Source organism: Pseudoalteromonas sp. SCSIO_11900 (assembly GCF_000576475.1).
GTDB lineage: Bacteria > Pseudomonadota > Gammaproteobacteria > Enterobacterales > Alteromonadaceae > Pseudoalteromonas > Pseudoalteromonas tetraodonis.
In genome coordinates this window covers 2,675,932-2,701,169 of sequence record NZ_KK070023.1, presented here as the reverse complement: position 1 = coordinate 2,701,169, position 25,238 = coordinate 2,675,932, and the positions used below count along the sequence as shown (strand labels likewise).

The 25,238-nt window shown below is 40.2% G+C and carries 23 protein-coding genes and 2 tRNA genes; 14 read left to right on the top strand and 11 right to left on the bottom strand.

The window, feature by feature from the left end; genetic code table 11:
- Nucleotides 1-21 precede the first annotated feature (21 nt).
- From BG00_RS12470 to BG00_RS12460, 3 genes are read left to right on the top strand one after another with little or no spacing between them, the layout of a single operon-like run.
- A complete protein-coding gene (locus BG00_RS12470) occupies nucleotides 22-2,229 on the top strand; it encodes a GumC family protein (protein ID WP_036982936.1) in 2,208 nt (735 codons plus the stop codon).
- A gap of 12 nt (nucleotides 2,230-2,241) precedes the next feature.
- A complete protein-coding gene (locus tag BG00_RS12465) occupies nucleotides 2,242-2,970 on the top strand; it encodes a tyrosine-protein phosphatase (RefSeq protein ID WP_036982934.1) in 729 nt (242 codons plus the stop codon).
- Complete coding sequence (locus BG00_RS12460; protein WP_036982932.1) at nucleotides 2,963-3,676, top strand: VpsP family polysaccharide biosynthesis protein; 714 nt, start codon at nucleotides 2,963-2,965, stop codon at nucleotides 3,674-3,676. The genes BG00_RS12465 and BG00_RS12460 overlap by 8 nt, the downstream gene beginning before the upstream one ends.
- A 547-nt stretch (nucleotides 3,677-4,223) precedes the next feature.
- Here BG00_RS12460 and rsmF read toward each other — a convergent pair.
- Nucleotides 4,224-5,663, bottom strand: a complete 1,440-nt coding sequence (gene rsmF, locus BG00_RS12455; protein ID WP_036982930.1) for a 16S rRNA (cytosine(1407)-C(5))-methyltransferase RsmF — start codon at nucleotides 5,661-5,663, stop codon at nucleotides 4,224-4,226.
- A gap of 265 nt (nucleotides 5,664-5,928) precedes the next feature.
- On the opposite strand from rsmF, the gene BG00_RS12450 reads away from it, so the two are divergent.
- The 5 genes from BG00_RS12450 (at nucleotide 5,929) to prpF (ending at nucleotide 12,644) form a co-directional block, all read left to right on the top strand.
- Nucleotides 5,929-6,645, top strand: a complete 717-nt coding sequence (locus tag BG00_RS12450; RefSeq protein WP_036982928.1) for a GntR family transcriptional regulator — start codon at nucleotides 5,929-5,931, stop codon at nucleotides 6,643-6,645.
- A 58-nt stretch (nucleotides 6,646-6,703) separates the two neighbouring features.
- Nucleotides 6,704-7,582, top strand: coding sequence for a methylisocitrate lyase (gene prpB, locus BG00_RS12445; protein ID WP_013464731.1), 879 nt, complete (start codon nucleotides 6,704-6,706; stop codon nucleotides 7,580-7,582).
- Nucleotides 7,583-7,607: 25 nt separating this feature from the next.
- On the top strand, nucleotides 7,608-8,735 hold the full coding sequence (prpC, locus tag BG00_RS12440; protein ID WP_036982927.1) for a bifunctional 2-methylcitrate synthase/citrate synthase: 1,128 nt from the start codon (nucleotides 7,608-7,610) through the stop codon (nucleotides 8,733-8,735).
- A 113-nt stretch (nucleotides 8,736-8,848) separates the two neighbouring features.
- The gene (acnD, locus tag BG00_RS12435; protein WP_036982925.1) at nucleotides 8,849-11,458 is read left to right on the top strand and encodes a Fe/S-dependent 2-methylisocitrate dehydratase AcnD; all 2,610 of its coding nucleotides are present in this window, start codon (nucleotides 8,849-8,851) and stop codon (nucleotides 11,456-11,458) included.
- 13 nt (nucleotides 11,459-11,471) lie between these two features.
- On the top strand, nucleotides 11,472-12,644 hold the full coding sequence (prpF, locus tag BG00_RS12430; RefSeq protein ID WP_036982923.1) for a 2-methylaconitate cis-trans isomerase PrpF: 1,173 nt from the start codon (nucleotides 11,472-11,474) through the stop codon (nucleotides 12,642-12,644).
- 73 nt (nucleotides 12,645-12,717) lie between these two features.
- Here prpF and BG00_RS18195 read toward each other — a convergent pair whose 3' ends face one another.
- Nucleotides 12,718-12,909, bottom strand: coding sequence for a hypothetical protein (locus tag BG00_RS18195; RefSeq protein WP_226915915.1), 192 nt, complete (start codon nucleotides 12,907-12,909; stop codon nucleotides 12,718-12,720).
- A gap of 167 nt (nucleotides 12,910-13,076) precedes the next feature.
- Entirely contained in the window at nucleotides 13,077-13,484 is a 408-nt protein-coding gene (locus tag BG00_RS18190) for a hypothetical protein (protein WP_253861390.1), read from the bottom strand.
- Nucleotides 13,485-13,674: 190 nt separating this feature from the next.
- Between BG00_RS18190 and BG00_RS12420 the strand changes: the two genes are divergently transcribed.
- On the top strand, nucleotides 13,675-14,598 hold the full coding sequence (locus BG00_RS12420; RefSeq protein ID WP_036982921.1) for a hypothetical protein: 924 nt from the start codon (nucleotides 13,675-13,677) through the stop codon (nucleotides 14,596-14,598).
- Between the two features lie 37 nt (nucleotides 14,599-14,635).
- Here the strand turns inward: BG00_RS12420 and BG00_RS12415 are convergent, their stop codons facing one another.
- Nucleotides 14,636-15,406, bottom strand: coding sequence for a type 2 periplasmic-binding domain-containing protein (locus BG00_RS12415; RefSeq protein ID WP_036982919.1), 771 nt, complete (start codon nucleotides 15,404-15,406; stop codon nucleotides 14,636-14,638).
- Nucleotides 15,407-15,848: 442 nt separating this feature from the next.
- On the opposite strand from BG00_RS12415, the gene BG00_RS12410 reads away from it, so the two are divergent.
- Nucleotides 15,849-16,346 carry an REP-associated tyrosine transposase gene (locus BG00_RS12410; protein WP_036982917.1) on the top strand — a complete coding sequence of 166 codons (498 nt, stop codon included), beginning with the start codon at nucleotides 15,849-15,851 and terminating at the stop codon, nucleotides 16,344-16,346.
- Nucleotides 16,347-16,428: 82 nt separating this feature from the next.
- Here the strand turns inward: BG00_RS12410 and BG00_RS12405 are convergent.
- From BG00_RS12405 to BG00_RS12390, 4 genes are all read right to left on the bottom strand, one after another.
- Nucleotides 16,429-16,505 (bottom strand) — tRNA-Val (locus tag BG00_RS12405).
- A 26-nt stretch (nucleotides 16,506-16,531) separates the two neighbouring features.
- Nucleotides 16,532-16,608, bottom strand: a tRNA-Val gene (locus tag BG00_RS12400).
- 235 nt (nucleotides 16,609-16,843) lie between these two features.
- Nucleotides 16,844-17,893 carry a DUF3080 family protein gene (locus BG00_RS12395; protein WP_036982915.1) on the bottom strand — a complete coding sequence of 350 codons (1,050 nt, stop codon included), beginning with the start codon at nucleotides 17,891-17,893 and terminating at the stop codon, nucleotides 16,844-16,846.
- Nucleotides 17,871-19,226, bottom strand: a complete 1,356-nt coding sequence (locus BG00_RS12390; RefSeq protein ID WP_036982913.1) for an MATE family efflux transporter — start codon at nucleotides 19,224-19,226, stop codon at nucleotides 17,871-17,873. Before BG00_RS12390 ends, BG00_RS12395 begins: the two co-directional genes overlap by 23 nt.
- A 192-nt stretch (nucleotides 19,227-19,418) precedes the next feature.
- Between BG00_RS12390 and BG00_RS12385 the strand changes: the two genes are divergently transcribed.
- Nucleotides 19,419-20,045 (top strand): riboflavin synthase, encoded by a 627-nt coding sequence (locus BG00_RS12385; RefSeq protein WP_036982911.1) that lies wholly within the window; start codon nucleotides 19,419-19,421, stop codon nucleotides 20,043-20,045.
- Here BG00_RS12385 and BG00_RS12380 read toward each other — a convergent pair.
- Nucleotides 20,042-20,245 carry a CPXCG motif-containing cysteine-rich protein gene (locus BG00_RS12380; RefSeq protein WP_008464077.1) on the bottom strand — a complete coding sequence of 68 codons (204 nt, stop codon included), beginning with the start codon at nucleotides 20,243-20,245 and terminating at the stop codon, nucleotides 20,042-20,044. The genes BG00_RS12385 and BG00_RS12380 overlap by 4 nt on opposite strands.
- Before the next feature lie 213 nt (nucleotides 20,246-20,458).
- A complete protein-coding gene (locus BG00_RS12375; RefSeq protein WP_036982909.1) occupies nucleotides 20,459-21,328 on the bottom strand; it encodes a fructosamine kinase family protein in 870 nt (289 codons plus the stop codon).
- A 122-nt stretch (nucleotides 21,329-21,450) separates the two neighbouring features.
- Here BG00_RS12375 and BG00_RS12370 point away from each other — a divergent pair, with 122 nt between their 5' ends.
- Entirely contained in the window at nucleotides 21,451-22,143 is a 693-nt protein-coding gene (locus BG00_RS12370) for a hypothetical protein (RefSeq protein ID WP_024601678.1), read from the top strand.
- A gap of 98 nt (nucleotides 22,144-22,241) precedes the next feature.
- On the opposite strand, the gene BG00_RS12365 is transcribed toward BG00_RS12370, so the two are convergent.
- Nucleotides 22,242-22,550 carry a DUF3718 domain-containing protein gene (locus BG00_RS12365; protein WP_215908108.1) on the bottom strand — a complete coding sequence of 103 codons (309 nt, stop codon included), beginning with the start codon at nucleotides 22,548-22,550 and terminating at the stop codon, nucleotides 22,242-22,244.
- A 416-nt stretch (nucleotides 22,551-22,966) separates the two neighbouring features.
- Between BG00_RS12365 and BG00_RS12360 the strand changes: the two genes are divergently transcribed.
- Nucleotides 22,967-23,752: a hypothetical protein gene (locus BG00_RS12360; protein WP_036982905.1), complete on the top strand. Its 786-nt coding sequence runs from the start codon at nucleotides 22,967-22,969 to the stop codon at nucleotides 23,750-23,752.
- A gap of 99 nt (nucleotides 23,753-23,851) precedes the next feature.
- Nucleotides 23,852-25,234 (top strand): amidohydrolase, encoded by a 1,383-nt coding sequence (locus BG00_RS12355; RefSeq protein ID WP_016899875.1) that lies wholly within the window; start codon nucleotides 23,852-23,854, stop codon nucleotides 25,232-25,234.
- Nucleotides 25,235-25,238 lie beyond the last annotated feature (4 nt).

Sequence of the window (25,238 nt, the reverse complement as noted above, 5' to 3'; positions counted from 1 at the left end):
GTTTAAGGTAGTAATTAAAAAATGAATACACACTCTGAAAAACCTAGCAACAACGAGGAAGTTATTGATTTAGGTGCTTACCTTAATGTTATTAAGCAAAGTAAATGGAAAATTTTAGGTTTTGCTATTGTAGTTACATTATTAACTATAATGGTTGCGTTAACGTTAGTGCCCAAGTATACCGCCACAGCCACTTTATTAATCGAGTCGGAGCAAACAAAAGCAGTAAGCTTTGATGAAATTTATGGCTTAGATTCCACCAAAAAAGAGTATTATTTAACCCAGTTTGAAGTGATTAAGTCAAACAGCATTGCCCGTGAGGTAATTACTAAACTTAATTTAAAAGAGCATACCGACTTTATTGCTAAGCCTTCACTCACTGGTGAGCTAAAAGGCATGGTTAAGCAGCTTTTACCCTTTTTAAATAAAAAAGAAGGCTCCACTCTTAGTGAAGAGGAGCAAGCAGAGCGTGAAATGCTGGGCTTATTAGCTGCATTTAAGTCTCGTTTGAGTGTATCCCCAATAATTAAAACTCAGTTGGTTCGCGTTAGCTTTGAGTCGAGCGATCCTAAGTTGGCTGCTTTAGTGGCTAATACTGTGGGTGAAGTTTACATAGAAAGCCAAATGCGTGCCAAAATGGGCATTACTCAGCAGGCATCGAGCTGGTTAAATACCCGTTTATCAGAGCTGCGTATACAACTAGATAGTTCTGAAGTTCGTTTACAAGCTTACCGAGAAGAACAAAAACTGGTTGATATAGAAGGCATAGCCGGGCTGGTTACCCAAGAGCTTGAGCAAACCTCAAAACAGCTAGTAGATGCGCGAGCGACTAAAAATAATCTAGAAAGCATTAACCGTGTTATTAACGAATATGGTAACGATAACATAGAGTTACTTGGCAGTATGCCTGAAATTACCTCACACCGTGTTGTACAAGATGTTAAACGCGAAGTAGTATTGGTTGAGCGAAAAGTCAGTGAGCTTAGTGAAGTTTACGGCCCTAAACACCCTAAAATGATTTCAGCTAAAGCTGAGCTTGCCACAGTAAAAACTAACCTTAATAAGCAAATTAAAGGGTTAATTACCGGTATAGAAAAAGAGCTTAACAGAACAACCCGAACTGTAAATGCGCTTGAACGTGACTTAGCTAAAATTCGTGCTGAATATCAAGACATTACCCGTAAAGAAACCCAATATAATCAGTTAAAGCGTGAAGTTGAGACAAATCGTAATATTTTTAATACCTTTTTATCTCGCTCTAAAGAGACCGAAGTAACCAGTGACTTTAGCTCTGCAGCTGCGCGCTTTACTGACCGAGCTTTTGCACCAAACGAACCAAGTAAACCGAACAAAAAGTTAATTGTTATTTTAGCCTTTGTAGCTAGTTTTGGTTTTGCAGTGGTAATGACCTTTGTTTTTGATGCCTTAAATGACACAGTTAAAAATAAAAACGATGTAGAAAATAAACTCGCACAGCGCATGTTAGGATTATTACCGCATGTTGTAGTGCCTAAAAAAAGCTATTTTCCGATCCATGCTTATTTAGAAGATACCTATCGCCGCTTTGCTGAGTCGGTACGTACCTTCCGTACTAGTTTATTGCTCACTCATCTTGACCGTGCGCATCAGGTTATAGCGGTTACCTCTACTGCCCCAGGCGAGGGTAAAACCACCACCTCTGCCAATTTAGCGATGTCGTTGGCACAAATGGGCAAGGTATTACTGATAGATGCCGATTTACGTAAACCAACGTTAGCTAAACGATTTGATATACCCGTATTTCACCCAGGTTTAAGTAATTTAATGATAGGTACTGAGCAACTAGCTGAGTGTGTTCATGTTGACAAGCAATCGGGTGTAGCAATTATGCCAAGCGGCCAAATACCATCTAATCCACTTGAGTTGTTGTCAAGCCCACGCTTTGAACAATTGCTTAGTGAGTTAAAAGCGCAGTACGATCATATTATTGTTGATACACCGCCTACCCAAGCGGTTAGTGATGCATTGGTAATAGCTCAAAGTGTTGATTCGGTAGTTTATGTTGTTAAGTCAGACATTACCCGAATTAAACCTATTACAGCAGGCCTTGAGCGTTTATTTGAAGTTAAAGCTCACGTTGCTGGTGTGGTACTGAATAAGGTCGATATGAGTAAATCTAAAGATGAGCATAGCCATGGCTACTATGATTATTACGATTACTCACAGCAACCTGAAAAGCCTCAAGCGTAATTAAGTTAATTTATGATTGATATTCATACGCATATTTTGCCGGGTATTGATGATGGCGCTAAAGATTTAACTGAATCTTTAGCGCTTTTAAAATTGGCCGAAAGCGATGGCATTACTCATATGGTGGCAACACCACATATACACGTAGGCCGTTTTAACAATGCGACTGCTCAAATACAAAACGATTTACAAAGTTTAAAGCTAGAGGCGCATAAAGAGGGTATAAATGTAAAATTAGCGGCCGCTGCAGAAGTACGTTTAGACATAGAGCTCATGGCAATGGTGATGGCTAATAAACTGCCTTTTATTGGTAAAATAGCAGACAAAAATGTGTTGTTATTAGAGCTACCGCATTCACACATGCCACAAGGTTACGATAAGTTTATTCAGTGGCTCGCCAAAAAAAATATACGCGTTATTATTCCGCACCCTGAGCGCAATCGCGATATTCAGTCCAACCTTTATTATATTCAACACTTGAACCAATTAGGCTGTGATTTTCAATTAACAGCATCGAGCATTGAAGGCGAGTGGGGCGAAAGCGCACAAACTATAGCGTTACAAATGCTAAAAGATGGGTTAGTAAGTTATGTTGCTTCAGATGCTCACTCAGTAAAGCGCCGACCGCCTATTTTAAGCCAAGCTAGAAAAACAGTAGCGCAATTATTAGGTGAAGAGCAGGCCACAACGCTTTTTGTAACTAACCCGCTGCAACTAACCGAGTGCTTATTTAATGATTAAATTAAACATGGCCAAGGTAGTGCCTGCAGTTATTTTAGCCTTGATAGTACTTGTTATCGCTTATACCAGCATGCAAAGTATGCGTGCAAATGCATGGTACTTTAATGCGCTTAATATTGTGAAAGAGTCGGATGGTGCTTTGTCTGGTTCATCGCTTCAAGCTGCAGAAAATGCGATTACGTTGGCTACGAATATGGATCCTGAACATCCTCATTATTGGCATTTTTTAGCCCATATAAAATTACTAAGCCTCAGCGGTGTTGATACCACATCGAGTGAGCAATCAGATAAAGTAAAGCAAACATATCAACAAGCTGAGCAGGCGTTATTAAAGTCGGTTGAGCTTAGACAAACTTGGGCACAAACTTGGATGAGCTTAGCGCAGGTTGTCAGCTATCAAGAGGGACCAACAGAGCGGGTATACAGTTATATTCAGCAAGCTAAAAAAGTAGGCCCATATAAGTTAGATATTCATTTAGGTATTATTCAAATTGCGTTAATGCATTGGAATGAACTACCACCTACTTACAAAGCCCTTTATGTGAACGAGCTTAAATTAGCCTCTAAATATGGTTATAAATTTTATGATGTGTTTAGTATGGCTGAGCAAATGAATCGTTTGCCAATAGTATGTTTATCGCTGCAATTTGGTTCTCATTATGAGGCTATTAGAGGCAGTTGGATGTTTAATAAATACTGTGGTTAAAACACGAGCCACGAGCTTCGAGCTTCGAGTGGCGAGCTCCGGGTTGCGGGTAACGGGCCTTGAACCTCGCACCTCGTTAATTCTAAACTTTAATCTTTTTTAAGCACATAGAATACCCAGGCGCTTCGCGCTACACGGAGAGAAAGCTTCGATTTTGGAAATCTAAGTACTAACAACAGTTCTTTAACCTTTGTCTTTAATTACTTTCTCTGTCTGCTCCTATCCTCTGTGGTAAATAAATCACTAAGTTCTTATTGTAATATAGGGTTGGGAGAGTGATTAAGCTCGTAACCCGATCCCCGACGCCCGTTAACTTACACCTAGACAAAAAAAGACCCAGAGCTATAAGGAACTCTGGGTTATAGAGGGGCTCGTATTTGAGCCCTGCGCTAACTAAAGACACTTTCAGATTCTTAGGGAGAAGAAGAAAGTTATTTAAGTATAGTCAAAAGTGCTAAAAATACACATTCTTGTTCGTTTTTTATACTGTTGTAATTATAGCAAGTTACATTTGTTATACACACCTTTGTTACATTTAAGTTAGAATTTACGCCCAGTTTATTAACTGCGTATTTTGTACTAAATCTCTTGGTAAAGAGTTTTTAACTTTATTTTTTTGCCATTTCCCTAAGCCAATTGGGCAACCACATAAAGTTAGGATCACCTCGCCGCTGGCTTTGGTTACCTCTTCTAGGCGTATATCTTTACCATTAAAGTAATCGTTAGCCTGCTGATTGGTTAATGCCAGTACATTACTTTTACACTGCTTACCAAATACCGTTGCAAATTCGTGCGTTAGGCGTACGCCATTTTTATGAATAACGCCTACCTGAATACCTAATCGCGCATATTTAATTTTGTTTTGTATCGCTTCAAATTCATCAGGGAACAGCCAAAGCTCTTTATCGCGCTGCATTAAAGTGCCTGGCAGGCTTGTTAAACCAAATTGCTTTTTGAGGGAGCTCATAAACGCAGCTCTTTGTTTACTATCAAAGTCACTAAAAGGGAACGCACCTTTTTTAACTTTTAATGTTTGGTTTTCGCAGCTGCTGTGCTTTTTAAATTTGGCAATAAAAAAGCCTTCGCTGTCGAACGTTTGCGGCCAAACATGTAAGTAGCCCTCTGTGGTGGTGGCTTTATCAGCCCCTGGGAATAAATCGCTTAATGACTCAGGGCTTATATATTCGCCAAACTCATCTAATAATGCGCTGCATATTTGTTGGTTTTCGAGTGGGGTTAATGTACAGGTTGAATACACCAGTGTACCGCCAGGTTTAAGTGCATAAAATGCGCTTTTAATCAGATCTTTTTGTACTTGGGCAATGGTAATGTTTGATTCGATAGACCAATTTTTTAGTGCATCACTGTCTTTACGAACCGTGCCTTCACCCGAGCAGGGCGCATCAAGTAAAATGCTGTCGAAGCACTCAAACATGTAATTACCAAATACCACGCCATCAAAATGCGATAGCGCACAGTTACCTACACCCATACGCTTTAGCGTGGCACTAAGCACTTTTAACCGTGATGACGACAGCTCATTTGCAACTAAAACGCCTTGATTGTCCATTATCGCGGCAAGTTGTGAGGTTTTAGAGCCCGGTGCCGAGGCCATATCGAGCACTGTGTTACTGGTTTTAAGGCTTTGCTTTAGTGCTATTGGCGGCAACATTGAGCTTGCCTCTTGCACGTACATAGCCCCGCTTAAATGTAAATCGGTATTACCCAGCGCTAGGTTTTGCTCTTCATCATTTGGGCGCTCTAACCAAAAACCTTCATCACACCAAGGAATAGCGGTAAGTTGCCAGTTTTTTTTAGCCGCTTGTTGCTTAAATTCTTCAACACTCATTTTTAATGTATTAACGCGAACAGATTTACGTAAAGGTCGACGACACGCATTTAAAAAATCATCTAACGTAAGGTGATCAGGCAGATAAGTTTTTACGTCGTCAATAAATTGTTCTGGGATATAAGTGTTAGCGTCCACGATTTGGCTCATACAATAAAAATTAAAGCCGGATAATAGCATTTTTAACGATTTTTTTCAGTGTTAAAAATGAAATAGTAACCCTTAAAAGGTGTCGACATCTTGTTGAGAAAAATAGCTTAAACACTATTTTTTATTATACTTTTAGCTAATGCTGTCGACAATATGGTGGTTTTTTATTCATTTTTAGTGTTTTCAGGGTTGACACTGTAGGTTAATAAGCACATAGTTAACCCATAAATTGTCGACAATATAAAAATACTTTATGACACAGCACTTGTTAAACGACACCGCAGTTACAACCGCTTCCGATAAAGTGTTTGTAGACATGCGCCGCGAAATTGTAGAGGGCAGCATTGCACAAGGCAGTAAAATATCAGAGCCGGAACTAGCAAAGCGTTACGGTGTAAGCCGTGCAACGCTTAGAGAAGCATTAAACCGTTTAGAAAGTTGTTATTTAGTTGAGCGTAAAGCCAATATAGGCTGCCGTGTTGTGGCATTAACTGCAGAACGTTTAATCGAAGTGTATCAAGTACGTAGTGCCCTTGAAGGACTTGCATGTAGGTTAGCTGCCGACAATATGGAACCAGATGAAGTACAAGGCTTGAAACAATTACTTAATCAGCATTTGCACACTCAGCGTGTTAAAGAAGGTGAGTCGTACTATCAAGAAGCAGGCGACTTAGATTTTCATTACAGAATAATCAAAGGCAGTAAAAACGCGCACTTAATTCATTTGTTATGCCACGACCTGTACCAATTAATAAGAATGTATCGTGTACAAATGGGTATGGTAGGGCCGCGGGTATCTAAAGCGTTTGATGAGCATTTAGCCATTATAAACGCCATAGAAAACCATGATGGAGAGCTTGCCGAAATGTTAATGAAGCGCCATATCAGTGCATCACAAGCAAATATACAAACAAAATTTGATAGATATCAACAATCAGTACAAGCCACTCAAAATGAAATGGCTAACTAGTTGTTAAAAAAATACTAAGTTGTCAAAGAGCAGCCCCGTTCAAAGTTAGGAGAAGGTAATGTCAGCAGGATTAAAATTTAAACAGGCAATTGCAAATAACCATCCGTTACAAGTGGTAGGTACTATTAACGCGTACACCGCGATGATGGCTGAAAAAATGGGCCATCAGGCTATTTATTTATCGGGTGCGGGTGTGGCTAATGCCTCATTTGGTATGCCAGATTTAGGTATGACCAGCCTTGATAACGTGCTTGAAGATATTCGCCGTATTACCGGTGCTAGCGATTTACCTTTGTTAGTGGATGCCGATACAGGTTGGGGTGGGGCGTTTAATATTGCCCGTACCGTTAAAGAAATGACTAAAGCAGGTGCAGCAGGCTTTCATATTGAAGACCAAGTAGCGCAAAAGCGTTGTGGCCATCGTCCTAATAAAGAAATAGTTACCCAAGCTGAAATGGTAGACCGTATTAAAGCCGCAGTAGATGCAAAAACCGATAGCGATTTTTACATTATGGCACGTACCGATGCGTTTCAAAAAGAAGGCTTAAACGCAGCAATAGACCGTGCAGCAGCTTGTGTTGAAGCCGGTGCCGATGCCATTTTTGCAGAAGCCGTTCATGACCTTGCAGATTATCAAGCATTTACCAAAGCGATTAATGTGCCTATTTTGGCCAACATTACTGAATTTGGCCAAACCCCAATTTACACCAAAGAGCAACTAAGCGATGTGGGCGTAGAAATGGTGCTTTACCCATTAAGTGCATTTAGAGCAATGAACAAAGCGGCACTTAATGTGTACTCGGCTATTTTGAATGAAGGGTCGCAACAAAGCCAAATTGAAAACATGCAAACGCGTGCAGAGCTTTACGACTTTTTAGATTATCACTCATACGAAAACACGCTCGATAACCTTTTTTCAGCAAAATCTGACAAATAATAAAAATTTCAACAGGAGACACATCATGGTAGATAAAGCATTAGGTGGCGCAGGCTTACGTGGCCAAGTAGCAGGACAAACCGCATTATGTACAGTAGGGCAAACAGGCTCAGGTTTAACTTACTGTGGTTACGACATTAGCGAACTGGCTGAAAAAGCACAGTTTGAAGAAGTGTCGTTTTTACTTTCACGCGGCGAGCTACCAACATCAAGCGAACTGGCAGAGTACAAAGCTAAACTTAAAAGTTTACGCGGTTTACCAGAGGCACTAAAAACAGTGCTTGAGAACATCCCTAAAAACGCACACCCAATGGATGTAATGCGCACAGGGTGTTCTATGCTAGGTAACCTTGAAATGGAAAATGACTTTAGCGAAGCAAACGATGCGATTGACCGTATGGTGGCAATTTTCCCAAGTATTATTTGTTACTGGTATCGTTTTACTCATGACGGTGTTCGTATTGAAACACAAACTGATGATGACTCAGTTGGTGCACACTTTTTAACGCTATTACACGATAAAGCGCCAAGTGAATTATTTGCACAAGTAATGAATGTATCACTAATTTTGTACGCAGAGCATGAATTTAATGCCTCTACCTTTACCGGTCGCGTGTGTGCATCAACGCTTTCTGATATTCACTCATGTGTTACTGGTGCAATTGGTACCTTACGTGGTCCACTGCATGGTGGTGCCAACGAAGCCGCCATGGATATGATTGAAGGCTTTACCAGCGCCGATCAAGCAGAAGATGCACTGATGGGGATGCTTGAGCGTAAAGATAAAATTATGGGCTTTGGCCACGCTATTTACCGCGAGTCAGATCCACGTAATGTTATTATTAAAAAATGGTCTGAAAAATTAGCCGCAGAAGTGGGTGATGAGGTGCTTTACCCAGTGTCAGTTCGCTGTGAAGAAGTTATGTGGCGTGAGAAGAAGTTATTCTGTAATGCTGACTTTTTCCATGCATCGGCGTACCACTTTATGGGTATTCCTACTAAGTTATTTACGCCTATCTTCGTAATGAGCCGTGTAACTGGTTGGACAGCTCACGTAAAAGAGCAACGTGCAAATAACCGTATTATTCGCCCAAGTGCTGATTACACCGGGCCAGATGCGCGTAGCTACACGCCAATTGAATCAAGAGGCTAATTAGTTAGCGTTTAAGGTGAGCCTAGCTCACCTTTTATTGTTTATAGCGCTGATGATTACTCATTATAGCGCTTTAGCGTACTCTCCTCCGTCACCAAATTAGCGAATTTATTATGACCATTATTAATAATACCCAATACCGTAAGCCTTTACCGGGCTCAAATGTTGATTACTACGATACCCAAGCCGCCGTCGATGCCATTAAACCTGGCGCATACGCTACACTACCTTACAGTTCGCGTGTATTTGCCGAAAACTTAGTGCGTCGCTGTGAGCCCGAAATGCTAACCGATGCACTGAGCCAAATAATTGAGCGTAAACAAGACTTAGACTTTCCGTGGTATCCGGCACGCGTTGTATGTCACGATATTTTAGGGCAAACCGCACTGGTTGATTTAGCGGGCCTGCGTGATGCTATTGCTGCAAAAGGCGGCGATCCTGCAAAAGTAAATCCGGTTGTACCGACTCAATTGATTGTTGACCACTCATTAGCTGTTGAACACGCAGGTTTTGATCCCGATGCATTTGAAAAAAACCGCGCCATTGAAGATAGACGCAACGATGACCGTTTTCATTTTATAAACTGGACCAAAACCGCGTTTAAAAATATTGATGTGATCCCTCCGGGAAATGGCATCATGCATCAAATTAACCTTGAAAAAATGTCGCCGGTGATTCAAAACCGCGATGGCATTGCATTCCCAGATACCTTAGTAGGTACCGACAGCCATACCCCACATGTTGATGCTTTAGGTGTTATTGCTGTTGGCGTAGGTGGCCTTGAAGCCGAAAGCGTAATGCTTGGGCGCGCATCATATATTCGTTTACCCGATATTGTGGGCGTGGAGCTTACCGGTAAACGCCAACCCGGCATAACTGCAACCGATATTGTATTGGCTATTACCGAATTTTTACGTGAGCAACGTGTGGTATCGACTTACCTTGAGTTCTACGGTGAAGGGGCTGATGCACTAACCCTGGGTGATAGAGCCACCATTTCGAACATGACCCCAGAATTTGGCGCCACCGCGGCTATGTTCTACATTGACGATAAAACCATTGATTACTTGCGTTTAACAGGCCGTGATGAAGAGCAAATTGCCCTAGTAGAAAACTACGCTAAAACAGCGGGTTTATGGAGCGATAGCTTAAAAACTGCTCAATATGATCGTGTGCTTAAATTTGACCTATCAAGTGTAGGGCGCAACATTGCAGGCCCTTCAAATCCGCATCGTCGTGTATCTACCAGCGATTTAGCAGCGCAAGGTATTTCGGGTGTTGTTGAGAACGAAGAAGGCTTAATGCCAGATGGCGCCTGTATTATCGCCGCGATTACCAGCTGTACTAATACCAGTAACCCACGCAATGTAATTGCTGCAGGTTTATTGGCGCGTAACGCCAATGCAAAAGGTTTAATGCGTAAACCTTGGGTTAAAACCTCATTGGCACCGGGCTCTAAAGCAGTGCAATCGTATCTTGAGGATGCAAAATTATTACCAGAGCTAGAGCAACTTGGTTTTGGTATTGTTGGTTTTGCCTGTACTACCTGTAACGGCATGAGTGGTGCACTAGACCCTAAAATTCAACAAGAAGTGATTGATCGCGATTTATACGCAACAGCAGTGCTTTCGGGCAATCGTAACTTTGATGGTCGTATTCATCCGTATGCTAAGCAAGCGTTTTTAGCGTCACCACCGCTTGTGGTTGCTTATGCAATTGCCGGTACCATTCGTTTTGATATAGAAAAAGACATCCTCGGTAAAGATCAGCAAGGTAACGATGTAACCTTAAAAGATTTATGGCCATCTGATGAAGAAATAGATGCGGTTATCAAACAAAGCGTAAAACCTGAGCAGTTTAGAAAAGTATACGAGCCAATGTTTAACTTAACCGTTGATTACGGCGAAGATAACGACCCACTTTACGATTGGCGTCCAGAAAGTACCTATATTCGCCGCCCACCTTATTGGGAAGGGGCTTTGGCAGGTGAGCGCAGTATGAGTGGTATGCGCGCGTTGGCAGTGCTTGGCGATAACATTACAACCGATCATTTATCACCCTCTAATGCGATTATGGCAAGCAGCGCGGCAGGTGAATACTTAACTAAAATGAACGTGCCAGAAGAAGACTTTAACTCGTACGCAACGCACCGAGGCGATCACTTAACTGCGCAGCGCGCCACGTTTGCAAACCCTAAACTATTGAACGAAATGGTATTGGATGAAAACGACGAAGTGAAGCAAGGCTCATATGCACGCATAGAGCCAGAGGGTAAAAACACACGCATGTGGGAAGCAATCGAAACCTACATGCAGCGTAAACAGCCACTCATTATTGTGGCAGGCGCTGATTACGGGCAAGGCTCGTCGCGCGATTGGGCGGCAAAAGGTGTAAGGCTTGCAGGTGTTCAGGTTATTGCAGCTGAAGGGTTTGAACGTATTCATCGTACTAATCTCATTGGTATGGGTGTGCTACCACTGGAATTTGCTGCAGGTACAACCCGCAAAACACTTAACCTAGATGGTAGCGAAAGCTATGATGTAAAAGGCGAACCAGCACCGGGGGCAACTTTAGAATTAGTGATCACTCGTAAAAATGGTGAAGTAGTCACTGTGCCAATGAAATGCCGATTAGATACGCAAGAAGAGCTTTCTATTTATGCGGCAGGCGGTGTATTGCAACGCTTTGCACAAGACTTTTTAGAAGCAACGCAAGCATCATAAGGACATAAAAAAGATGTTTAAACCACAAATTAAAGTGCCAGCGACCTATATGCGTGGCGGCACCAGTAAAGGCGTGTTTTTTAATTTAACTGATTTACCTGAGCCTGCCCAAGTGGCAGGCGAGGCACGCGATAACTTATTACTGCGCGTTATTGGTAGCCCAGATGCGTACGGTAAACAAACCGATGGTATGGGTGGCGCAACCTCAAGTACCAGTAAAACGGTAATTTTGAGTAAGAGTGAACAGCCCGATCATGATGTTGATTATTTATTTGGTCAAGTTGCTATCGATAAGCCATTCGTTGATTGGAGTGGTAACTGCGGCAATTTAACCTCTGCTGTGGGCGCGTTTGCCATCAGCAATGGTTTAGTTGATAAAAGCAGAGTGCCTGATAATGGCATTGCTATTGTGCGTGTATGGCAGGCTAACATTAAAAAAAGCATTTTAGTGCATGTACCTATGGCCAACGCTCAAGTACAAGAAACCGGTGACTTTGAGTTAGATGGTGTTACCTTTCCTGCCGCTGAAGTAAAGCTGGAATTTATTGACCCTGCTGATGGTGATGGCGCGTTATTCCCAACAGGTAATGTGGTGGATGACATAGAAGTGCCAGGCGTGGGGACATTAAAAGCAACCATGATCAACGCAGGTATTCCGACTATTTTTGTAAATGCCAGCGATATTGGTTATTCCGGTACTGAGCTGCAAGATGATATTAATAGCGATAATACGGCGTTAACTATGCTTGAAAGCATTCGTGCCCATGGCGCAGTAAAAATGGGCTTAATTAAGAATATTAATGAAGCGCAAGCACGCCAGCATACGCCTAAAGTGGCTTTTGTTGCTCCAGCAAAAGACTACACAGCCTCAAGTGGTAAGCAGGTTAATGCCAGCGATATAGATTTGTTAGTACGTGCAATGTCAATGGGTAAGTTACACCATGCCATGATGGGCACAGCCGCCGTGGCTATTGGCACAGCAGCCGCAATTGACGGAACATTAGTTAATTTGGCCGCTGGTGGCGGTGCTATTAACGAGGTTAATTTTGGTCACCCATCGGGCACACTTAAAGTAGGTGCCGAGGCGGTTGTTACAAATGGCCAATGGCAAGTGACTAAAGCGAGTATGAGCCGCAGCGCACGTGTATTAATGGAAGGCTGGGTAAGAGCGCCATTTGATTTTTAAACATTATATAATAGCTGATGGCTATGAGAGCATCAGCTTTATAGTTACCATGGAGTTTAAAATAAATCGTTAATTATCCAAGGTTATAACACTGCTGTTTTTTATTTTTTATAAAGCGCTCAAATTCATTATTTGCACGCATAATCGCTATTTCTGCGTTGATATCATCTAAGATAAATTGCCAATTAGGCGTACTTTTACTGATTTCATAACACAGGGCTTTGTATTCTATGCTTGGCGTTAATGCAACTAGCGCACTAAGCATCCTCTTTTTTCTCTAGCTGATAATTGTGATTTATAAATACTGGCTTTTAGCACTTCTAAGTCGTCAACAATAAGCTCAACCCGACCATTTAAAAGCAAATGAATAAGCTGATACTCACTGTTAGCAACGATGGTTTTTATTTCGCCTTGTTCAATAAGTTCATCTAATTATTTACTATTTGTATATGAGCGTACCCCCCCATAACCCTGTTTTTTTACAGACTCAATACTGCCATCGTAATCTATACTGTGATCTCTAAGTGCTACAAATGATAAGTCGCCATTAGGAATGGGCTCAGATAACGCCAATAACGGATTACGTGTTTTGGTTAAAGTGTTTTCTGACATTACATCGTCACTAATAAAATACTCAGGAAATAAAATATCAGCTTTACCTAATTCAGCTTCACGAACGGCACGCGTCCAAGGGTAAAACTCCATATGTACACCATAGCCGCTTTTGTATTTCTTTCCGGGAAGCGTGATGTTTTTATTGTCGACCGTATAGGTTACTGGCGCAGGTTGTGCGTAAGTGAAAAATGATAGCACTAAGGCAGCGATTAAAAATATTCTCATGAGGGTAATGCATTTTATCTTTAATTTTAAGTTTAGTGCGTTATTTGGAATAAACAACTTAAATAGTGAGGTTCTTCTAGAACAATTAAATATAGCCTTAAAAAGCGATAGCTATTAACATGCAAAGGTAAGTAATTTCACTTTAAAACGACATAACAACTAAAAGTCTTTTTTACTAGAGGGAATTTTTATGGCTAACAAGCCAATAAGTGAAGACAATCCATTTGCTAATTTATCTGATGTACAGTGTGAGCAGATCCAAAATTGGTACCAAAAGCATATTTCTTCAACTTTACATTCTTTACTTAGAGGCAGTAAGTCTGGGCAAATTATTGAGAGTAAGTTAGAAAGTACTTTAAATAAAGCATTCTCTCAGAGCAAACAGCTTACTACTTATGCTATTGAGGGGAATTCAAGTATTAAATTAAAAAATGCCAGTGTTATGGCTGAGCTTAATGATACCCGTGATTTGTTTTATGGCGCGCAAGTTAAAATAAATATACTAGAGCAAAAAATAACAACCAGTGCTCAAGAAATACAATTATTAGAGACAGAAAAAAGCGAGCTGCAATTAGAAGTACGTAGCTTAAAGCAACGTTTAAATCACGTACTTTCAAAGCTAGAATCGCAAGGAGTCTCATTCCAAAAAAGCCATTATGTAGGACGTATATTAGTCCAGGCTTTGCGAGCAAGTTTTGAAAATTGGCAGCAAACTCCACAAGGAGAGCCCTTTAAAAATCATGATTTTTACAAGCTTTTCCCGCGTGTTTTGTACTCAAGCTTATTAAAGGAAATAGAAAAATTGCTAGGGGAGCAAGATTATAATCAAATCGAGCGTTCACTTAGTGATTTTGTGTTTAAGCAAAAGGGCTCGCCTGTAGAAAATTGGCCAGATGAAGACCCGATTTACGAGACGCGATTAATTAACCAAAAGCAGTCAGAGCTGTTAATAAAATTACATAGCCAACATCTGCAACGAAAAAACTTTACGTCCTATTTAGAAAAACGCCTTTCTAGTACTGGTTTTACCCATAAACACAGTGATTTATTGATGACTTTAGTTGAGTTTGCGACACACGATGAAAATAGCAAATTTTCTAGTTATTGCCATTAAATGATAAGCAAAGCTGATGGGTAGAAAATAAGCGCTACTAAAGATTATGTTGTAAGCCAAGCTGCTCTAATCTAGTTGCAAAAGTATTTTGTGAGAGTGCTTTTTTTACTAATTTATAAAGCGTGTTTATACCAAGTTGCTGTGTTGGACGAATTAATAACTGGTTTTTATACGTTTGCGCGACGCGTTCAGATATAAGCAGCTTTTTTTTACTTTCTGGGTATTTATTGAGGTATTGATTTAAGTAAGAACGGGTAACAATCGCCATATCGCTGCGTTTTTTTAATACTAATTTAATACTTTTTTTATGACTGCTCAGTAACGTCATTTTATATTCGTTTTCAAGTATTGATGGATTGTTTTCAAAGTTTGCTAACTGATAATGATAGCCTAAAATCCCAATGAGGGTTTTATCGTCTAAGTTATCAAACCAAGCTTGTGACTTTGCAAATTGCTTTAAAGCAATAAATACTTCGCTGTCTGTTGCTATCACAGGGGAGTTACTGATTATATGGTTGCCTTGCAGCCACCCCCAGTTTGGATCTTCAAAAAATACCGCATCGAACAAACCTTGCTGATAATCTTTAAAGCGCCGAATAGGTGTGGTGAGCACAAGCTCAAAATGATAGTCAGATTGTATTTTATTGAGTTCGCTAATTAGCTCTACGGTGAGACCTGAAGCACGGCCGTCAACAATCTCTACGTAGGGAGGAAATTCATAGCCACCCACTTTGACCAGAGTTTTAGCTTGAACTTGCCCAGCAAAAATAAATAGCAATAGTAATGTAATGAGTGCGGCAGACTTCACAGGTAAATCCTTTCCTAGAATACTTTCTGATATTTAATCTTATAAGATAGCCTACTTGTTAACATAGTATTAATTTTCAAGCAATAAATTCTGACTTTGCAACGTGATTAAATGGATGTTACCTGATATTTATTAAGGAAGTTTAGAGCGTGAGCGTTTTTTCTTGGTATGTTTTTTGATGTTGGGCGTTGCTTGATGGTGGTAGGTTACACAATGTCGGGTGGCGCGGCTTCGCCACTTAACCGACCTACGTTCCCAACAATTAACGTAGGTTGGATAAGCCGGAGGCGTCATCCGACGATGTTGGATAATTCGGAGGCGTCATCCGACGATGTTGGGTAATTCAAAGGCGTCGTCCGACGATGTTGGATAATTCAAAGGCGTTATCCTACGATATTGAATAACCCAGAGGTATTAGCCGTTTATTATAAGGAGATTTTTTGTGAGATATCGTCGAAATTATCAACCGAGAGGAACGTATTTTTTTACGGTTAATTTGCAGGATCGTAAAGAGTCATTATTGGTTGAGCATATTGATTTATTGCGTGGAACTGTACGCTGGGTAAAAATGCATAAACCATTTTATATTGATGCGTGGGTGGTGTTGCCTGATCATATACATGCAGTGTTAACTTTACCCAAAGGTGATAGCGATTATTCTGGCCGTTGGCGCGAAATTAAAAAACGTTTTTCTAAAGGCTTGCCTAAAAACGAATATTTATCACTCGCACGCGTTAATAAAAATGAACGAGGGATTTGGCAACGCCGTTTTTGGGAGCATACCATTGTTGATGAACGTGATTATTGGCACCATGTAAATTATGTGCATTTTAACCCGCTTAAACATGGTTTGGTTGAACGGGTGGTTGATTGGCCTTATTCAAGCTTTCATAAAGCGGTCGCATCAGGAATGTACAGCCGTAATTGGTGTGGGGAATAATATAATATATTTTATGTCGGGTGTTTCACCCATGTCGGGTGGCGCGGCTTCGCCACTTAACCGACCTACGTTCTTTTTGAATTGGTACGACCGAGTGGATTCGAACCACCGACCTCTACCATGTCAAGGTAGCGCTCTAACCAGCTGAGCTACGGTCGTACAATTTTTTTAGGATTCTTAAATGTTGGTACGACTGAGTGGATTCGAACCACCGACCTCTACCATGTCAAGGTAGCGCTCTAACCAACTGAGCTACAGTCGTACTATGAGTTTACGTACTATTTAATTCATCCATGAAGCTTCATCCTGTCGGCGTCCTGCCTCCACCTCGGTTGGCTGCGAAGCTTCGCTTCGGTCCAATCTCGCCCAACTGAGCTACAGTCGTACTTCTGTATTTAAGAATTGTTAATTGCTTAACAACGGTCGCTAATATATAGCGTGATGAGTGGTGAATCAAGCATGTTTATGTTATTTGAGTTTATTTGCCGTTTTTTTATTCATATTGGACTGATTTCGCACGTTTTATAAAATTTTTGCCACCAGATAACATGCTCTTTTGCTGACGCTTTTAGCTGAGCGAGTAAGTTGTTAGAATTTGGGTCAAGTAGGGCATTTACCGCTTCGCTACTCACTGCTTGATTAAACCATAGCTGCATATAAAGCGGCTGCAATGTTTCTAAATACCCGCTCAGCTGTGCTTGATAAGGCTGTATTTGTTTTAAATAATATTTATTAAATATATTACTGACAATTTTAGCTTGCTGCTTGTTTTTACCTTTAGGGCAAATATCTTCTACTACTAATGAATTTACAAACTGGGTTGCTGTATGATTTAAGCTAATTTGTTCTCGCACAGCTTGAATAAGCTGTTGGTCAAATTTGTATTTGTTGAGCGTTTCAAGCGCTGACAAAATATCATCGCTGTTTATTGCCATACTCCCTTTAGTTTCTATTTGGTGTTTAATGGTCGTTAGCTTTTTAAGCGCCTCAACCGTGTCACTAAACCCAGCCGGTTGGGTGCTGAGTTCTTGGCCAGTTAGCTGCCAAGTGCTGCTTAGTTCAGGTTCACTATATAAAACATTATTAAAATAATAAGTGAGTTGAGTTTGTTTTTGGTTTTTTGCCGCTGTAATTTTACTGTGAACGTTGCTTTGTTTATCTAAGGTGTTTAAACAGTTTTGCGCGCTTTGAATAAAATCTATTTGGTACTTCAATTGGCTAGCAGCGGTGGCGGTTTTGCCTAATTGATTATTATGCTCGCTTATCAGAACATTAAGTTTACATTGGCTAATACCAGCTAGTTCAGTTATGCCAATTTTAATGGCAGGTTGCAACGCTTCAACTGGCTTTACTAAGGCTAATTGTTGCAGTGGCTTTGTGTGTGGCTCAGGCGTTTGTAAGGTATTACTTAAGCGAGACAAATAGGTTTTATTTGCCTCACTGGGCTGCTCTGAGCAGCCCAAAAGCACCATACAACATGCCGCCAATAACCAATTAACCGGCAGTTTGGTATAGATTGATTGTTTAAGTGAGAATAAATGGTTCACGTTTAAATCGCCTATGAACGGTCAGCATCAGTAGTATAGCTGCAACTGATAAGCCAACGATAATGCCTATCCAAAAACCATGCGGGCCCATTGCTGGCACTATCATGTCTGTTCTTGCTAATACGTAGCCTAAACTAAAGCCGATTAACCAATAAGAAATAAAAGTAATATACGAAATCGGCGCTGTGTGTTTTAAACCACGTAAAATACCGTTTGCAGCTACTTGTAATGCATCAGGAAGTTGGTAAATACAGGCTAAAATCATAATTGATGAAGCAAGCGCAAGTACCGCAGGGCTATCGCTATATAATTGGTTAATCACATCACGCCCTATAAATGTAATAAAAGCGATAAACAACGCAACCATAGCCGCCATAATATAACTTGTTGATACTGCAACTTTTAATTGATCTAAATGATTCTGCCCAAATAAATTACCAATTCGTATGCTAATGGCAATTGAGAGGCTCAGAGGCATCATAAATAATAGTGCCGTAACACTGGCTGCAATTTGATGGCCAGACACAGCCACCGCACCCAAATGCGCAATAAACAAGGGAATACAGGCAAACAAGGTCACTTCAAAAAAAGTAGCGAGTGAAATAGGAATACCGAGTTTGGTAATAATACCAATGGTTTTAAAATTGGGTTTTTCAAAGCCAGTTAATAGGCCTTTGGCATCTATTTTTTTACTCAGCTGGCAATAAGTAACTTGCGCAATAGCCATTACAGTAAATACCAGTGCGGTGGCAATACCACAGCCAGCGCCCCCAAATGCGGGTAGACCAAATAAGCCCTTAATAAAAATATAATTGAGTGGGATATTTACCGCAAGTCCGAGTAGGCTGATATAAAACGCAGGCTTGGTCATCCCCATGCCTTCGGTCATATTTCTATACACGGTAAAAATTAAAAAACCAAATACACCCCATTTAACAAAATGAATGTAATCAAAAGCAAGTCCCGCAATCGCCGGGCTAGTATCAAGCTGTAAAATAACGGTGTTAGCAAGCTGGGCAGCACAAAAACCTGCAATACTTAAAAGGAGCGTTAAATAAAGCGCTTGCTGAAAATAATGGCTAATGCCGTTGCGGTCTTTAGCACCCGCAAATTGAGCAATGACTCCCGTTAGGGCTAATAGAATACCTTGTATTGCTAATAGAATTGGGTTCCATATTCCTGTAGCAATTGAGAGGGCGGCAAGATCGGTAGGGCTCACTTGTCCGGCCATAATGGTATCAACCACTGACATTAATACTAAGGTCACTTGTGCTAAAAAAACGGGAAAGGCGAGGGAAAGTAAACGTTTAGCTTCCCAACTACAAAAAGTCATAAAAAACAGCTATTCAGAAAAACATGGGCGCATTGTAATCTATTGTGATTGCTCTATCTATGTAGACAATCAGCGAATCTATTTAATTGCTGCATAAGCTTACTTTTGTTGCGAATAAAAGTGCTCTTAAGTGAATTATTTTAGCGATTGATACGTTAAACTAGCACTTTGTTAGAAAGAGAAGCGATTTTTATGTTTACCGGTATTATTCAAACTCAAGCAAAAGTAGTCTCTAGAACCCATACGCAGGGTGTATTACGTTTAGTCGTTTCTGTTAATGAGCAATACGTAAAGCATTTAGACTTAGGTGCTAGCATCGCTATAAATGGTTGCTGCTTAACGGTAGTTAAAGTAGAGCTTAGTAATCAAGATGTAGTGGCTCAAGTGCATTTTGATGTTATTGACGAAACTTTGCAGCTTACTAACCTTGGACAACTGGAATTGGGTAGTTTAGTCAATTACGAGCGTTCTGTGTCGTTTGGTACTGAGCTGGGTGGGCACATAGTCTCTGGTCATATTCATTGTACTGCCAAAATAGTGCAAATAGTTAAACTAGAAAACAACTATAAAATACAGCTCAGCCTGCCACAAAAATGGCAAAAATATGTGTTATACAAAGGGTTTGTATCTATTAATGGCGCCAGTTTAACGGTTGGCAATATTGATGAGCATGGCTTTTGGCTGCATTTAATACCAGAAACACTCGATATTACTAATTTAGGTGCAGCCGTTGTAGGTGATGAGTTTAATATAGAAGTTGATCAGCAAACATACACTATTATAAACACCGTCGAAAACTACATGCGCCAACATAGCTAAAATATTTGTTCGTCATCGCTGTCCACGTGTAACTCTAATTTATTACGTGCATAGTCTATATGCATATTTAAATGAATTAGATTACAGCAGGCGCTGCATTCTTCATAGTAGTCTTGGTCGCCCATACTGGCATCAAGGTCTAAATGAATATGGTGTCCACAATGTGGGCAGGCGATACGTTGTGATAAAAAGTCTTTCATAACACCCCCTTAAAAATTAAGTTATTTTACCTAGATAGCACATAACGGCTTAACACTAGGTAGCTTAAACTCTGACTAAATGATTTACTTATATTGAGCTATCAACAGTCACTTATTACAAGTAAATACAATGCAATTAGCGTTAAAAATAACACTCGAATAGATTTATTTTTTAGAGTTCAAGTATAAGTATAGTGCTTATATTTTGTTTACTCATTTATTTAAGTTTAGTAGTTTTTCAACGTGTTCTTTAGCCTGATTTAAGTAATGGCCTGCATAAATATTGGCGTGGTTTAAAATAGGGTAAAGCTGATAAATAAGCTTACGATGTTGGTAGTTCTGAGAGAGTGGATAATGATGATTATAGGCGCTATAAAATTCATCGGGTAATGGGGCAAAAAGCTCACTCATAGCAATATCGACCTCCCGATCACCGTAATAGCAAGCAGGGTCAAATAGGGTCGGAATATTATTTACAAATCCCATGTTTCCGCGCCAAAAGTCGCCATGTAATAACGAGGGCAAAACATGATGATTATGCAGTTGCTCTTTTACTAAATTTATCAGTTGTTCGGGGTCTGCCAGCACAATGTCTTTTTCAGCTAATAGCTGTAATTGCCAACCAATACGTTCTTCTGCAAAAAATACATCCCATTTTTTATGCCATTGATTTGGTTGAGGCGTAGAGCTTAAATAATTGTCTGTATCAAAACCAAACATCGCTTGCTCGTGTTTTTGATGTAACATGGCAAGGTGTTCACCCATCGTTGACCAATGCGTGTGGGGAAGGTCATCAAGTGTAAGCCACTCTAATACAATAAACGCATATTCTATATTGGCGCCAGTTGTAATACAGTCGGGCACCATAAATATACTGTTTTGAGTGAGTTGTTTTAAGCCCTGTGCTTGTGCTTCAAAGCGATCAAGCTCATTTTTTTGCGCAATTTTAACTAAATAATTGTGCTTGCCATCACTTATATGGAAAAGCTTATCGGTTGATGTGTTTTGCAACTGACGTTTATGGGTGTGTTTAAAATCGTAATGGATAGCCTGACTGATCTGTTGATTGATTGTTTTCCACATAACAATTGCTCACCTTTTAAACCTATAAATAAACTATGGCAAAAAGGGATTAAATAAACAAATTAATCGGTGTAAAATTAAGACTATCAATTTCTGATACAAATCACTGAAATGGAATAAAAATGAATAAAAGTTTTATCACTAACTTATTGGCAGCGTGTTGTGTTGTTATTGGTTTTGTATTTGATCAAGCCATTGTACTTTCGGTGGGCTTATTTGCACTCTCTGGTGCGGTTACAAACTTACTCGCTATTCATATGCTATTTGAAAAAGTCCCGTTTTTATATGGATCGGGGGTGATTGCGCTCAAGTTTGAAAGCTTTAAAGTAGCTATAAGAAATTTAATACTTACGGAGTTCTTTTCTGAGCATAAAATAGACAAGCTTCTAAGCAAGGCGCAGCCAACGATAGACTTTGAATCGGTAATTGAAAAGGTAGATTTAAATCCCGCTTTCGATAATTTGTTAGTGGTGATAGAGCAATCACAATTTGGCAGCATGCTGGCAATGTTTGGCGGTACAGAGGCGGTAGAGCCAATGCGAGAAAAATTTATCGAAAAAATGCAATTATCACTGGTGCAAATAAGCGGCACCGACGATTTTAAAATGCTACTAAGCGATATGCTTACTCAAGGCAATAACGCGGAAAGTTTACATAATACAGTACTCAAATTAGTGGATGAACGCTTAGATGAACTCACCCCTAAAATGGTAAAAGAAATAATTCAAACTATGATCCGCGAACACTTAGGCTGGCTCGTTGTATGGGGTGGGGTATTTGGTGGCTTGTTTGGTTTGTTGGCAGCGCTTATTTAATAATAAATACACGTTAAGCAGGTACTAAGCCCTGCTTAACGTGTTTGATTCGCGTAAATTGACCGTATTAAAAACCGATTTTCTAGTCATAATTTAGGTTATTTAGATCCCGCCATAATAACCACCATCGGTTTATTTACCTTTGCCAAATCCCTTATTGATGTGTTGGTGGTAGCCTCAATATTGAAAAAGCGTGCAGATTTGTCTAAATCATAAAGCGCTACAAAATCATTCATTGATAAATTATTGCAGCGTAATTTTTTGCCAATTACATGCTTGTTGGTATGGAGATCTTTAATTGTTTTGTGCAGTGTCAGTTGCTTGTTAGACACAACAGCCATGCAAACTTGTGTACCGGGTGATGAATCAGCGGCAACAAAAGTGGTTGCCTCTTTGTTTATGTGCAATTTAAGTATTGCTTAATGTAGCCGAAATCTTGTTAACTGAATGGGGCAAGCTGTAATAAGATGTGCATATAAATCATGCAATTTGTAGGGTGTATGAAAAGTTGTTCATAAGTAACCTGAACTATGAATAATGAATCTATCTCAAGCAGCTATTTTCAGCGCTAACTGCGTTGAATTTACTTGCAATAGGCCCGCTATTGACACGAAAATTCGCCTTGTTTTCACTGTAAATTTCTAGCTGGAGAAAACAAACCAAGTTATTAATATAATTTAATATGTTAGTAAATCTCTTAACCAGAGTTCAGGTTAAGTAATTTATTTTTGACACACTTTAGCGTTTTCATACTGAAATATTTTTTCAGACTGTTATTATCGCGCCCTAAATTTGTGGCATTTTAAATTTTTGGAGCGCAATTGTGAATAAAACGTTAGCCAGTTACTACCAGCAAGCTTATGCATGTGAGCAACAGCATTTTAACCAATGTTTTTATTGCGGCTGTGAGGCAACAGAGCGCGATCATTGCCCGCCATTACACATGCTACAAAGTATTATTGATTTAGGCGAAGAAGCTGATTTTGTTGCTATTGCGGCTTGTTATGAATGCCATGCATTACTTCACAATGAGCGCCTAATGACCATTGATGAGCGTTTTAGTAAGCTTAAAAAGAAACTATCAAATAAATACGCCAAGCCCTTACGTGTTTACAACATGTGGGAAGAAAGCGAGCTTGGCGACATGAGCGATGAATTTGCGCACAGCATTAAAGCAGGCATGAAACTCGGTAAAGAAGCGGCTGAGCGACTCGCCTTTACAGGGTTTAGTTATGCCACTGAAGAAGCGCGCATTACGGTGCGCGAAAAAACCAAAGAGTTTGATGTAGAAGGCACCGTATTTACCGACTTCAAAGAAGCGCTTAACTATTGCATTACTGTATTAAAAGTACAAAAAAGTGATTTTTATAAAATTTTAGTCGAGGATTATCAAGGCGATTTTAATAAGGCATTGAGCCAATACAGGCATCGTCATGATAAAGTCACCGCCGCAAAAGATGGTAATACATTAATTAAAGATTTTTCAAAATTACATAAGCAAAATTCGGATTTTGTAACCCGAACGATTAAACACTTTATTAGTAAAGATCCATCGCTCACCACAGAAGGGGCACTGGATAAGCTTTATAACAATTATATAAAAAAATAATTACAGAAACTCACCTTAAATAACGGCCTTTTCACCTGTTTTTTTAGCTTTATGCGTTTGCTTTCGCTAAAGTAGTAAAAAACAGGAGAACCTAAAAACATGCAAAAATTTGCTCCCTCATTGTTAGCTGTTGGTTTAGCAGCGGCTCTTGTTGGTTGCCAAGAAAGCGGCCCGCAAGACGCAAAAGTAACCATTAATAAAAACCCATACCCAAGTACTTATCAACCCGTTGCTACATCAAGCACATTAATTACCAATGCCACTGTATTAACAGGCACGGGTGAGCGTTTAGATGAAGCCGATGTATTACTTGTTGATGGTAAAGTACAGCAAGTTGGTAAAGATTTAACCGCTAACGCAGACACCACTATAGATGCGCAAGGCAAATGGGTAACACCAGGTATTATTGATGTTCACTCTCATTTAGGTGCTTATCCAAATCCGTCGGTTGAGTCTCACCAAGATGGCAACGAAATGACTAGCCCAAATACAGCAGAAGTATGGGTTGAGCATTCAATTTGGCCACAAGATCCAGGCTTTAATCGCGCACGTGAAGGCGGTATTACCTCGTTACAAATTTTACCAGGTTCAGCTAATTTATTTGGTGGACGTGGCGTTACCCTTAAAAATGTACCGGCTCACACCATGCAAGGGATGAAGTTTCCTGATGCACCATACGGTTTAAAAATGGCGTGTGGTGAAAACCCTAAACGCGTTTATGGCCGTAAAGGTGAATTACCGATGACACGTATGGGTAATATGGCAGGCTATCGCACAGCTTGGATTGGGGCGCAAGAGTACAAGCGTGCTTGGGACAAATACGATGCTGATTACGCTGCGGGTAAAAACCCAGAAGCTCCACACCGCGATATTAAATACGATACCCTACGTGGTGTTTTAGAAGGTGAGGTTCGTATTCACAATCACTGTTATAAAGCTGAAGAAATGGCGATGATGATCGACCTTTCTAAAGAGTTTAATTATCACGCGGGTACATTCCATCACGGTATTGAAGCCTATAAAATCGCAGATTTACTGGCTGAAAATGGCTCGTGTGCAGCACTTTGGCCAGACTGGTGGGGCTTTAAAATGGAAGCCTACGATATGGTACAAGAGAACGTAGCGATTGTTGATGCAGTTAAAAACTCATGTGCCGTTGTGCATTCAGACTCAGATACGACGATTCAGCGCTTAAATCAAGAAGCCGCAAAAGTCATGTACAGTGCAAACCAAAATGGTTTTGATATTTCTGAGCAGCATGCAATTAAGTGGATCACGGCTAATGCCGCTAAATCACTCGGCATTGAAGATAAAACAGGCTCACTTGAAGCGGGTAAACAAGCTGATGTGGTTATTTGGAATCAAAGCCCATTTAGCGTTTACGCAAAAGCAGAGCAAGTGTTTGTTGATGGCGCAAAAGTTTACGATAGAAACGATAGCGCGTTCCAAGCACAAAGTGATTTTATGTTAGGTCAACAATAAGGAG